This is a genomic window from Pseudomonas sp. CYM-20-01, from assembly GCF_023169845.1.
GTDB lineage: Bacteria > Pseudomonadota > Gammaproteobacteria > Pseudomonadales > Pseudomonadaceae > Aquipseudomonas > Aquipseudomonas azotoformans.
The window spans coordinates 5,014,420-5,028,460 of record NZ_AP025169.1; the positions used below are offsets into that span (position 1 = coordinate 5,014,420).

General features: G+C 64.4%; 2 protein-coding genes. Both read right to left on the reverse strand.

What is annotated here, in order from left to right; genetic code table 11:
* Positions 1-103 precede the first annotated feature (103 nt).
* Positions 104-12,982, reverse strand: coding sequence for a non-ribosomal peptide synthetase (locus tag M2497_RS22680; RefSeq protein WP_248483359.1), 12,879 nt, complete (start codon positions 12,980-12,982; stop codon positions 104-106).
* Between the two features lie 54 nt (positions 12,983-13,036).
* On the reverse strand, positions 13,037-13,789 hold the full coding sequence (locus tag M2497_RS22685) for an alpha/beta fold hydrolase (protein WP_248483361.1): 753 nt from the start codon (positions 13,787-13,789) through the stop codon (positions 13,037-13,039).
* Positions 13,790-14,041: the final 252 nt, after the last annotated feature.

Below are 14,041 nucleotides of genomic sequence, written 5' to 3' on the forward strand. Positions count from 1 at the left end.
CGGGGGCAAGCCCCACTCCCACATTAGAAATGCGCTCCAAATGTGGGAGGGGCGGTGCGACGGTTCGACTTGCCCCCGATAAGGCCCTGACTGACAGCGAAAATTAAAGCCCCTCCAACTCCGCCATCAAATCACTCAACCGATCCACCTTCTCGGCACTGATCTCATTCGCCGCCAACCCCTCGATATACTCGGCCAACTCCGCCACCGTGCTGCACTCAAACATCGCCCGCAGCGGCACATCCCGCTGCAAGGTCTTCTGCACCCGCGAGGCAATCTGCGTGGCCAGCAACGAATGCCCGCCCAGTTCGAAGAAGTTGTCCTGCACCCCTACCCGCTCGACTTTCAGCACTTCGGCCCAGATGTCTGCCAAGGTGGTTTCCAGCTCATTGCGCGGTGCCAGGTAGTCCTGGCTGTGCAACTGGCCGATCTCCAGCGCCGGCAGGGCCTTGCGGTCGAGTTTGCCGTTGGCGTTGAGCGGCAGGCGCTCAAGCCACAGCCAGTGCAGCGGCACCATGTATTCCGGCAGCTCGGCGCGCAGGCGTTGCTTGATGCGGTCGAGGCGTTCGCTTGGGTTCAGCGCCTCATCCGCCGCCACCAGATAGCCGACCAGATGCTTGCCGTTGACGCCCTCCTGCACACCCACCGCCGCATCGCGCACCTCTGGTTGTTCGTGCAGGCGCGCTTCGATCTCACCTAGTTCGATGCGGTAGCCGCGAATCTTCACTTGATGGTCGACACGCCCGACGTATTCCAGCACACCGTCACTGCGACGGCGCGCGAGGTCGCCGGTGCGGTAGAGGCGTTCGCCCGCTGCGCCGAACGGGTTGGGTACAAACACGGGAGCAGTGCGCAGCGGGTCACTGACATAACCGCGACCAACGCCCGTACCGGCGACGCACAACTCGCCTACCGCACCTTGGGGCACCAGCTCCAACGCACCATCCAGCAGGTACAAACGGTTGTTGTCGGTCGGTGTACCAATCGGCAGATAGGTGCCACGGGTCGAGGCCAGGTCGACACGGTAGAACGCCACATCGTCCGAGCATTCCGCCGGGCCATAAGCGTTCACCAGCCCGATCTCGGGATAACGCTGCAACCACTGATGCGCCAGTTCCGGCGGCATCGCTTCGCCGGTCGGCAGCATCCAGCGCAGGCCGTCCAACCCGATACGATCCTGGGCCAGCATGCCCTGGATCAGCGACGGCACGCTTTCCAGCACGGTGATGCCCTGGGCCTGCACATGTTCCAACAGGCCCTGGGGATCATGCGCGATAGTGTTCGGCACGATGTCCACCCGCGCACCGAACAACGGTGCGGCGAGGAACTGCCACACAGAAATATCGAAGCTCTGCGAAGCGGTCTGCGCGATCACATCCGCGTCACTCAAGGCCAGGTACGGCACCTTGCTCAACTGGTTATTGAGCATGCCCCGCTGTTCCACCATCACGCCCTTGGGCAGGCCGGTGGAGCCCGAGGTGTAGATCACGTAGGCGAGGTTGTCCGGGCCGCTGTAGATTCCCGGGTTTTCACCACGTGCCGGTATCTCTTCCCACACCAGCAATTGGCAATCGAAGCCGTCCAGCAACTCGATGGCCTGCTCGCGGCACACCTCGGTGCACACCAGCAGCGGCGTGCGGCTCAGGTCGATGATGCTGCGCAGACGCTGGCTTGGCAGGCCTGGGTCGAGCGGCAGGTAGCCGGCACCGGCCTTGAAGCTGCCGATGATCATGCCCAGCAGGTCAAGGTTACGTTCGCCCAGCAACGCCACCGGTTGATCGAGGCCCACGCCGGCTGCAATCAGCGCATGACCCAGGCCGTTACTGCGGCGGTTCAGTTCGTCGTAGGTCCACTGCTGATCGAGGCAACTGGCGGCGATGCGCTGCGGATGCGCGGCCACCTGGTCCTCAAACAACTCGACATAGCTGCGCTCCAGCGGATAGGCGTGCTCGCTCTGGTTGCAGCCCTCCACCAGGAACTGGCGCTCCTGTTCGCCAATCAACGGCAAGTCCGCCATGTCGCCATGGAAGCCCTGCACCAGCGCCAGCAGCAGGCGCTTGAACTCGCCGAGCATGGATTGCACGGTGGTCTCGTCGAAGTAGCGCTGGTCGTAGGACAGGTGCAGCCCCAGGTCATCCCCCGGATAGCACACGGCCGTCAGCGGGAAGTTGGTGTGGGTGCGCCCGGAGTCCGAGGTGGCATTCAGGCTTTGTGCACGGTCCAGCACCGAGACTTCCACCGGGGCGTTTTCGAACACGAACAGGCTGTCGAACAGCGGCTGGCCCTTGGGCAGTTCGCTGTGTTCCTGAATCGTCACCAGCGGCAGGTATTCGTACTCGCGCAGTTGCATATTGCTGTCGAGCAAGCCGCTCAACCACTGGCGCACGCTGCAACGCTGGTCGTCCTCGGGCAGTTTTACCCGCAGCGCGATGCTGTTGATGAACAGGCCGACGGTGCGTTGCATCTCGGGCATTTCCACCGGGCGTCCAGCCACGGTGACGCCGAACAACACATCACGATCACCGCTCAGCCGGCGAAGCACCAGCGTCCATGCCGCCTGGGCGAAGGTGTTGACCGTCAGTTGGTGGGCCTGGGCCAGTTCGCGAAGTTGCGCACCGTCGCGGGCATCGAGGCGGGTGTAGCAGTCGCCCACCACCATGCCACCGTGGCCGGCGTGGTCACGCAGGAACGGCCGGTCACTCGGGATTGGTGTGGTGCGCTCGAAACCTTGCAGGTTGTGCTGCCACCACTGACGTGCTTCGCTCAGGTTCTGGCGTTGCAGCCAGGCAATGTAGTCGCGATAGCGCGGCGGTGTGGCCAGTTGCGCCTCGCGCCCCTCGCCGAGGGCCATGTAGATCTCGAAGAAGTCATTCATCAGCAACGAACGGCACCAGGCATCGATGAGGATGTGGTGGTTGCTCATCATGAACCAGTAGCGCTCGGCGCCGACGCGGATCAGGCGCAGGTGGAACGGGGCCTGGTTGAGCAGATCGAAACCGGCTTCGCGCTCCTGCTTGAGCAGTGCTTGCAGGCGCGGCTCATGTTCGCTTTCCGGGTCAGCACTCCAGTCGAGGTATTCAATTGGCGTGCTGCCCGGTGCGTGGATCACTTGCAGCATGTCTTCGCCGACGTTCCAGCAGAACGAAGCGCGCAAGGCTTCGTGACGGGCGATCACCGCCTGCCAGGCCTGGGCGAAACGCTCGGGGTCGAGGGCGCTGTTGATGCGGTAGCGGTCCTGCATGTAGTAGAGGCCGGTGCCCGGCTCCAGCAGGGTGTGCAGCAACAGGCCTTCCTGCATCGGTGTCAGCGGGTAGACGTCTTCGATGACACTGGCGGGCACCGGCAAGTTGTCGAGTTGCGCCTGGGTCAGGTGCGCCAGCGGGAAGTCGGACGGCGTGAGGCCACCGGCATCGTCCTGCAGGCAATGCGCGACCAGGCTTTGCAGCTCAGCGAGATAGGCATCTGCCAGTTCACGGATGCTCTGTTGATCATGGCGTTCGCGGCTGAAGGTCCAGCGCAGCACCAGTTCGCCGCCGTACACCTGGCTGTCGATGCTCAGCTCGTTGGGCAGTGGCGCGTCCGGGTCATGGGCCAGGCCCGCGGATTCATCCAGCGGGTGGAACAGCGCATCGGCGCCGAAGCTCTGGTCGAACTGGCCGAGGTAGTTGAAGGTGACCTGCGCGCTCGGCAAGGCGGCCATGCTGTGCTTGCACACATCATCGGCCAGGTAGCGCAGCACGCCATAACCCAGGCCTTTATGCGGCACGCCGCGCAGTTGCTCCTTGATCGCCTTGATCGAATCGCCCTGCCCGGCATGCGGGGTCAGGCGCAGCGGGTAGGCACTGGTGAACCAGCCGACGCTGCGGGTCAGGTCGATGTCATCAAACAGGCTTTCACGGCCGTGGCCTTCCAGCTGGATCAGTGCCGAAGCATGGCCAGTCCAGCGGCACAGCACACGGGCCAGGGCGGTCAGCAGCAGGTCATTGACCTGGGTGCGATAGGCACTCGGGGCCTGTTGCAGCAACTGGCGGGCGTGTTCGGCATCCAGGCGCACGCTGACGGTGTCGGCATCGCGGTTGCGCAACGAACCGTGCGGGCGAGTCACCGGCAACCCCACTTCCGGTCCGGCCAATTGGTCCTGCCAGAGGCTCAATTCTTCACGCAGGGATTCGCTGCCGGCATACGCCTGCAAACGCACAGCCCAATCACGCAGGGCACTGGTCTTGGCCGGCAGGCTGACCGATTGGCCGTCACTCAGTTGGCGGTAGACCGTTTGCAGGTCTTCGAGCAGGACGCGCCAGGACACGCCATCCACCACCAGGTGATGGATCGCGATCAGCAGGCGTTGCTGCCCTTCGGGACCGTCCACCAGCAAGGCGCGCAGCAGCGGGCCGTGTTGCAGGTCGAGGCTGCGCTGGGTGTCGGTGAACAGCGCGGTGCACTGCGCCATATCACGCACTTGCGCCTGCATCAGCACGCCGCCTTCCGGCACGGCCAGATGCTCGGCGTGCCACCGCGCGTCGCGCTGGGAGAAGCTCAGGCGCAGTGCATCGTGGTGTTCCAGCACCGCCAGCAGCGCTTGCTCCAGACGATGGGGTTGCAGCAGTTGCAGGGGCTTGAGAACCAGCGCCTGGTTCCAATGCTGACGGTTAGGGATCTCGTTGTCGAAGAACCAGTGCTGGATCGGCGTGAGGCCCGAGCTGCCGGTGAGTACGCCTTGCTCGGCGGTGATCTGCTCGGAGCGCGAGGCCACGGCGGCCAGGGTTTGCACGGTCTGGTGCTGGAACAGGTCGCGGGGGCTGAAATGAATCCCGGCCTGCCGCGCACGGCTGACCACTTGGATCGACAGGATCGAGTCGCCACCCAGTTCAAAGAAGTTATCGTCCAGGCCGACTTGCTGCACATTCAGCACCGCACACCAGATCGCGGCCAACGTCTGCTCAAGCTCGTTGCGTGGTGCAACATAGGTCTGGCGATTCGCCTCGGGATCCGGTTGCGGCAACGCACGCCGGTCGAGTTTACCGTTGGAGGTCAGCGGCATGCTGTCGAGCACGATCAGGTGTGCGGGCACCATGTAGTCCGGCAGTTGCGCCTTGAGATGCGCCTTGAGCGCATCGCGCAATGCGCCGTGCTCGGCATCGCTGACCAGGTACGCCACCAGCTGCTTGCCACTCGGCGAATCCAGCGCCAGCACCACCGCTTCACGCACGGATTCATGTTCCAGCAGGCGGGTTTCGATCTCGCCCAGTTCGATACGGAAGCCGCGGATCTTCACCTGATGGTCGATACGCCCCAGGTACTCTACCAGGCCATCGGCGCGTTGGCGCACCAGGTCACCGGTGCGGTACAGGCGCGCACCGTTGCTCGCAAACGGGTCCGCGACAAAACGCTCGGCGGTCATGCCCGGACGCTGGTGATAACCCTGGGCCAGGCCGGCGCCACCGACGAACAACTCGCCGGTCGCCCCTTGCGGCACCAATGCCATGTCGGCATCGAGAATATAGGCCACGCGCTCACCGATGATGCTCCCGATCGGTACGCTGGCCGCGCCCTCCTCCAACTGCTCGGGCGCGAGGCTGGCCAGTGGCATCACCACAGTTTCAGTCGGGCCATAGGCGTTGAAGAACACCTGCGGCTGGAACGCGGCGCGGATGCGCTGCAAGTGTTCGCCGGTCAGCGCCTCGCCGCCGGTGATGCACATGCGTACCGGCAACGTCTGCTGCTGGGTCGCCAGCCATTGCGCCAACTGGCTGCCGTAGCTCGGCGTAAAGCCCAGGATAGTGATGCGATAGCTGCGGATCAGCCCGCAGATTTCTTCTGCATCCCACTGGCCCTGGGCCCGCAACACCACCTGCGCACCGCTGAGCAACGGCACCAACAGGCGCTCGGTGGCGGCGTCGAAGTTGATCGAATAGAAGTGCAGCTCACAGTCGTCCGGGCGCATGCCGAACCGCTCGATCACCGCCGCGCAATGCATGGCGATTTCACCGTGGGCCACCACCACGCCCTTGGGCTTGCCGGTAGAGCCGGAGGTGTAGATCAAGTACGCCTGATGGTGCGGCAGGCTGATAAACGGCAGCTCATCGGACGGATAGTTGGCGAGTACCGGCAAATCATCTTCCAGGCACCAGCACGCCACGGTCGCCGGCAATTCGCCCAGCGCTTCGAACATCGCTGCGTCGCTGAGCAGCAGGCCGATGCCGCTGTCTTCGATCATGTAATGCAGGCGGTCCAGCGGGTATTCCGGGTCCAGCGGCACATAGGCGCCGCCGGCCTTGAGGATCGCCAGCAGGCCGATGACCATTTCCAGGGAACGTGGCAGTGCCAACCCCACACGCACTTGCGGGCCGACGCCACGCTCGCGCAGCATCCAGGCCAGGCGGTTGGCGCGGGCGTCCAGTTCGCGGTAGCTGAGGGTCACGCCGGCGAAGGTCAACGCGGGTGCATCGCCACGGGCTTTCGCCTGCTGACTGAACAGCGTGTGAATGCACTGATCAAGGCGGTGCTCGCCCGCTTCGACGCCCAGGCTGTCCTGCAACGCGCGCTGTTCCGTGGCGCTGAGCAACGGCAATTCGCTCAGGCGCTGCTCGGGACTGGCGATCAGCGCTTCCAACAGATTGCGCCAATGTTCCGCCATGCGCGCAATGCGCGGCTCGTCAAACAAATCGGTGCTGTAGGTCAGGCAGCAACCCAGACGATGGTCAAGGTCGGTGACTTCCAGGTTGAGGTCGAACTTGGTCGCCCGCGCATCGTTGGCCAGGTACTCGACGGTCATGCCAGCCAGTTGGCGGTTCTGCTGGAATTCCCAGCGCTGCACGTTGCACATCACCTGGAACAGTGGGTTGTAGGCCGCGCTGCGCGGCGGTTGCAGGGCTTCCACCAAGTGGTCGAAGGGCAAATCCTGATGGGATTGGCCTTCGATCACAGTGTGGCGCACCTGGTCGAACAGTTCAGCCACGTTCATCTGCCCATTGAGCTGGCAACGCAGCACCTGGGTGTTGAGGAACGCACCGATCAGCCCTTCGCTTTCCGGGCGGATGCGGTTGGCCACGGGCGCGCCGATGCGCAGGTCGGTCTGGCCGCTGTAGCGGTAGAGCAACACGGCCAGGGTGGCGGTCATGGTCATGAACAGGGTCAGGCCGTGTTCGGCGTTGAAAGCACGCACGCGGGCGGCCAGGTCATCGCTCAAATCGAAGCGGTACAACTCGCCCCGATGGCTTTGCACCGGCGGACGTGGACGGTCGCCAGGCAGTTCGAGCAGCGGATGTTCGGTGCCCAGTTGCCGAGTCCAGTAATCCAACTGGCGCTGACGTTCACCCGCTTCCATCCACTGGCGCTGCCACACGCTGTAGTCGAGGTACTGCACCGGCAACGGCGCCAGCGGCGACAGGCGTTCGTCGATAAAGGCTTCGTACAACGCGCTGAGTTCACGGGCAAAGATGTCCATGGCCCAGCCTTCGGTGACGATATGGTGCAGGGTCAACACCAGGTAATGTTCGCGCTCGGCGGCCTTGACCAGGCAGGCGCGCAGCAACGGCCCGGTTTCCAGGTTGAACGGCGTATGCGCCTCGTGATCGGCCAGTTGCTGCAAGCGCTGCTGGCGTTCGCTTTCGTCCAACGCGGAGAAGTCCTGCCAGTCCATGCGCAGGCCGGTCTGCGTCGAGACCTTCTGATAAGCCACACCGTCGATACTCGGAAAGGTGGTGCGCAGGGTTTCGTGCCGCATGATCAGCGCTTGCAACGCCGCCTCGAAACGCCCCACGTCCAGCACGCCACGCAAGCGCGCCATGCCACCGACGTTGTAGGCCGGGCTGTCCGGCTCCATCTGCCAGAGGAACCACATGCGCTGCTGGGAATAGGACAACGGCACCGGCTGGCTGCGGTCGACCTTGGCGATGGCGGTTTGTTGGTTGCGTTGCCCCGACGCCTGGATCAGCCCGACCTGTTCGGCAAAAGCGCCCAACTCGCTGGCTTCGAACAAGGTGCGCAACGGCAACTCGACGTCACACGCCTGGCGGGTGCGGGAGATGATTTGCGTAGCCAGCAGCGAGTGGCCGCCCAGGGCGAAGAAGTCATCGTGCAGGCCGATTTTCGGCAGACCAAGGACTTCGCACCAGATCTCGGCGATCTGCTGTTGCAGCGGCGTTTCAGGCTCGACGTGCTCACGGGTTTGCCACACCGGCTCCGGCAACGCGCGGCGGTCGAGCTTGCCGCTGGGGCTCAACGGCATGGCGTCCAGGCGCATCAGCAGCGCCGGCACCATGTACTCCGGCAGTTCGGCGGCCAGGGCGCTCTTGACCTGCTGTTCGCCCAGTTCGGCATGGGCGGTGTAGTAGCCGATCAACTGGGCGTCACGCACCAGTACCACGGCCTGGGCGATGCCGTCCAGGGCGAGCAGGCGCGCTTCGATTTCCTCCGGTTCCACGCGGAAACCGCGCAGCTTGACCTGTTGGTCGAGACGGCCGAGGTACTCAAGCACACCGTCGGCGTTCCAGCGGGCACGGTCGCCGGTGCGGTACAGGCGCGTTCCTTGGTGGTCGGCGACAAAGCGCTCAGCGGTCAACCCAGGACGGCCGAGGTAACCCCGCGCCAGGCCGATACCGCCGATGCACAGCTCACCTGGCACGCCAACGGGCACGGGGTTGAGCTGCTCGTCCAGCACACGGCAGATCACATTGCCCAGCGGACGGCCAATCGGCGAGCGTTCGCCATCCTCGGCGCGGCAGTGCCAGTGGGTCACGTTGATTGCGGTTTCGGTCGGGCCATAGCGGTTGTGCAATTGCACCGCCGGCAACTGGGCCAACACGCGGTTGCGCAGCTCGGCAGGCAAGGCTTCGCCACCGGAGAACAGGCGGCGCAGGCTGGTGCATTCGGCCACCAGCGGTTCATCGACAAACAGCTGCAACAACGGCGGCACAAAGTGCAGCGTGGTCACGCCGTGCGCCTGCACCAACTGCGCGATGCGGTGCGGGTCGCGATGCTCGCCGGGGCCGGCCAGCACCAGGCGGCAACCGCTGATCAGCGGCCAGAAGCATTCCCACACCGACACGTCAAAACTGATCGGCGCCTTTTGCATCAGCACATCGCTGGCGTCGAGTTGATAAGTGGCCTGCATCCACTGCAAGCGCTCGGCCAATGCCGCATGGGTATTGCCCACGCCTTTGGGCTGGCCGGTGGAACCGGAGGTGTAGATCACATAGGCAAGGTTATCGCCGTGCAGGTGCAGGCCGGGCGGCTGGGTCGGCCAGCTGTCGAGGTGCAGGCTGTCCATGGCGATCACGCACACGCCTTCTGCATTCGGCACTTGCTCCAGCAGGGCGGTCTGGGTCAGCAGCAGGTGGACGCCGCTGTCCTTGAGCATGTAGGCCAGGCGTTCGGCGGGGTAGTCCGGGTCGAGGGGGACATAGGCACCGCCAGCCTTGATGATCGCCAGCAGGCCTATCAACAGTTGCGGCGAACGCTCGGCGGCGATGGCCACGCACACGTCCGGGCCGACGCCTTTGTCGCGCAGGTAATGGGCCAGACGGTTGGCCTGGGTGTGCAGTTGGGCGAAGGTCAGGCTGCCGCCGTCCCAGACCAGCGCGGTGTGGTCTGAAGTCTGCTGGCTGAGCAGGTCGGGCAGCCACTGTTGAGCCGGCGCGCAGGGGGCTTCGCTGTAACGCGCCTGTTCGTCGTGCTGCATCAGCATGAGGTCGCCGATGGCTTGCTGGGGCTGTTCGCAGACAGCGTGCAACAGGTTGATGTAGTGCTCGGCCAGGCGCTGGATAGTCGCGTTTTCGAACAGCTCATCGGCGTAGTCGAACGACAGGCTCAAGCGCCCGTTGCGGTCCTCTTCGGTGTGCAGTTGCAGGTCAAACTTGGCTTCACGGCTGTGCCACGGCAGCTCGTCGGCGAGCATACCCGGCAGGCGGCGCAAGGCACTGAGGTCGCGTTGCTGGTGGTTGAACATGACCTGGAACAGGCCCTGTTCGCGGGCTTGCGGGAAAGCTTCCAACAGTTGCTCGAACGGCAGGTCCTGATGGGCCTGGGCGCCCAAGGCCGTCTGGCGCGTTGCGGCCAACAGCTCGTTGAACGGCAGGCGCCCATCCAGCTCCGCACGAAGCACTAGGGTGTTGATGAAGAAGCCGACCAGGCCTTGGGTTTCCTGGCGCGGGCGGTTGGCGTTGGGCACGCCGATGCGGATATCGCGCTGGCCGCTGTAGCGGTAGAGCAGGCTCTGGAACGCTGCCAGCAACAGCATGAAGGGCGTGGATTCGTTGGCCTGGGCGGTCTGGCGAATGGCTTCGCTGAGGCTCGCACCCAAGCGCACGCTATGGCGCGAGGCCGTATGGCGGTGGTGTGCCGAGCGCGGATGGTCGGTGGCCAGGCTCAGGCTCGGGTGTTCTTCACCCAGTTGCGTTTTCCAGTACGCCAGTTGGCGCTGGCCTTCGCCTTCGGCCAGCCATTGGCGCTGCCAACTGCCGTAGTCGGCGTAGTGCAGGGCCAGGGGCGGCAACGCCAGAGTCTGGCCCTGGGCAGCGGCGGCGTAGAGGCGTGAGAATTCATCGATAAGGATATTCAGCGACCAGCCGTCGGCGATGATGTGGTGCAGGGTCACCAACAGTTGGTGGTCTTCATCGTCCAGGCGCACCAGGGTCACCCACAGCAGCGGGCCTTTTTCCAGGTCGAACTGGGTGCGCGCTTCGTCTTCGCGGATCTGTTGCGCACGGCCTTCACGCTCGGCTGCGGGCAGGTCGCTGAGGTCGATGATCTGCAGGTCGAAATCGGCCTTGGCAGCGATCCGCTGGAAAGCCTGGCCGTCGCGTTCGTAGAAGCGCGTGCGCAGGGCTTCGTGGCGCTGGATCAACTGCTGGAAGCTTGCGCGCACCGCGTCTTCGTCTAACTCACCGCGCAGGCGCAGGGCACCAGGGATGGTGTAGGCGCTGCTCTGCGGGTCCAGTTGCCAGGTGATCCACAGGCGGTTCTGTGCCAGGGATTGGGGCAGTTCCTCGTGACGGGACAGGTGGTGGATCACGCCTTGGGCGACGCCGCCATCCTGCTGCAATTGCGCGACAGTCGCGGCAAAACCTTGCAGGGTCGGCGCTTCGAACAGCAGGTGCAGGCTCAGCTCCAGGCCAAGGGTTTCACGCAGGCGCGCGACCACTTGGGTGGCGCTGATGGAGTTACCGCCGAGCAGGAAGAAGTGGTCATCGGCCGCAACGGTCGCGACCTGCAACTGTTCGCACCAGATCGCGGCGATCTGGTTTTGCAGGTCGGATTCCAGCGCCCCAGTGCGCGCCTGCGCTTGCAGATCGGGGAACTGCGCATAGCGGTCGAGACTGCCGTCCTTGTGACGAAGCGCACACGCCGCGCGTTGCACCTTGCCGCTGGAAGTCTTCGGCAACGCGCCGGGGTTGAGCAGTACCACCACGCTCGGCGCCTCCTGGTACGCCTCGGCGACGGCCTGGCGGATCGCCTTGATCAGCGCTTCGGGCGGCAGGATTTTCTGCACGCTGCGGCTGATTTCGGCGGCAATGCCGATGCCTTCCAGGCCCTGATCATTCACCGCAAACGCGGCGACCCGGCCTTTGCGCACCACTTCGACTTCGCGTTCGATGGTCTGCTCGATGTCCTGCGGGTACAGGTTGTGGCCGCGCACGATCAGCAGGTCCTTGAGGCGGCCGGTGATGTACACCTCGCCGTCCCGGATAAACCCTAGGTCGCCAGTGCGCAGCCAGGTACGGCCGGCGTGTTGCACGAAGGTCTTGGCGGTGGCCTCGGGGTTGCGCCAGTAGCCGTGGGCGATGCTCGGGCCGCTGGCCCAGAGTTCGCCGACGTGGTTGTCGGGCAGTTCGGCGAGGCTGTGCGGGTCAGCGATCAGCACAGCGTGTTCAGGCTGGCTGGTGCCGCAACTCATGATCGCACTGCCCTGCCCCGGCTCGGCGCGGTTGGCGGCCAGGGCCTGCTCGTCGACGCGCAGCGCGGGAATGCCATGGCCACGAGTGCCACCGGCGACAAACAGGGTTGCTTCGGCCAGGCCGTAGGAGGCGAAGAAATTATTCGGGGTAAAACTACAGGCGGCGAACTTCTCGGCGAAGCGTTCCAGGGTGTCGAGGCGGATCGGTTCGGAGCCGGAATACGCCACGCGCCACTGGCTCAGGTCCAGGCGTTCCAGGGCCGAGTCGCTGACCCGCTCACTGCAGAGGCGATAGGCGAAATCCGGCCCGCCACTGATGGTGCCGCCGTATTCGCTGATCGCTTCCAGCCAGCGCAATGGCCGGCCGAGAAAGTAGGCCGGCGACATCAGTACGCACGGCACGCCACTGAAGATCGGTTGCAGCAGGCCGCCGATCAGGCCCATGTCGTGGTACAGCGGCAGCCAGCTGACGATCACGTCGTCGGGGTTTAGGTCGATGCCGAAACCGCGCCGGATCAGCACTTCGTTGGCCACCAGGTTGCCGTGGCTGACTTGCACACCCTTGGGCAGCGCGGTGGAGCCGGAGGTGTATTGCAGGAAGGCGATGTCATCGGGGTGCAGGTCGGGGGCGGTCCAGTCGCCAGCGCTCTGCAAGGTATCGACGTTTAGGACCGGCGGCGCGTTGTCGATCTGCGCCAAGCCATCGGCGAGACTGGCGATGGTCAGCAACAGGCGCGGCTCGGCATCGCTGATGATCGACAGCAGGCGCTCCTGGTGATGGCGGCGGGTGGACTCCGGCGGATACGCCGGCACCGCGATCACCCCCGCATACAGGCAACCAAAGAACGCCGCGACATAATCCGCGCCGCTGGGGAACAACAACACCGCGCGGTCGCCCAGTTCGGCATTGGCCTGCAACGCAGCGGCGATGGTGCGGGCGCGCTGGTCGAGGTCGCGGTAACTGAGCACAACGCTGTGCTCGGCGGATTCGGCGAGGAAGCGCAGGGCAACCTGGTCCGGGGTCTGCGCGGCGCGACGTTGAAGGGACTGGACCAGGGTGCGGGGAAGTTCGAAGGCGTCCATCATGGGGTTCCTGCCTGAAATCGGCTTACGGGAAATTCAACAATTCGGGGGGGTTGTTCAGCCGACGGCGAGTGGCCGCGCCGCGTCGTTGCGCCAGCGGGCCAGGTGTTCGTCGGCGTAGCGCCGCACGCAGCGCAGCACGGCGCTTTCGTGTTGCACGAGGAAGAAGTGGTGGCCGTCGAACATGTCCAGGGAAAAGCCGCTGGCGGCGTCGAGTTGCCAGTCGAGCAACTGGTCGGCGCGCACGCTGTCCTGCTTGCCGCCGAACACATGGATCGGCATGCGCAGCGGCGCACGCTCGCCGTAGGTGAAGCTGCCGCACAGCAGGAAATCGGCACGCAGGATCGGCAGCATCAACTGCATCAACTCGGGGTTGGCCAGGGCTTCTTCGGTGGTGCCTTGCAGTTCGCGCAAGCGGGCAATCAATTGGTCGTCGGTCTTTTCGATGGCGTACTCGCTGACATCACGACGGGCTGGCCCGGCTGTGCCGGAGGCGAACAAGGCGAGCGGCGCCGGCACACCACGAGCGTTCAAGGCATGGGCCAATTCGAAGGCGAGCAGGCCGCCGAGGCTGTGGCCGAACAGGGCATAGGGACCGTTCAGATCGCGGCTGATTTCATCGGCGAGCTGCGCGGCCAGGGCCTTGATATCGCGTTGCAACGGCTCGTCCATGCGCATGCCACGGCCGGGCAATTCCAGCGGGCATACCTGCAACCACTCAGGCAGCGCCCGGCGCCAACGCGCATACACCATGGCGCTGGCGCCCGAATAGGGCAGGCAGAACAGCCGCAGTCGAGTCAGCGTACTCATCGAGTGACGACTCCAAACTGAAACACGCTGTATGCACGATAGAAACCCATTTCGTCCTCCTGCGGGTGCTGATCCTTGGCCGTTTTACTAACGGACCTGTCACCCAGAAGAACGGACGGCACCGGCAAATAATTAGTCGCCGGGTACAAGCGAGACGTGGTTCACACCGAACAAGAAAGCATAAGATTAGTTCGTCTTCTCATTTGACAATCATTATCATTCAGCATAATTTGTTGCCCGATGTGTAGGAGG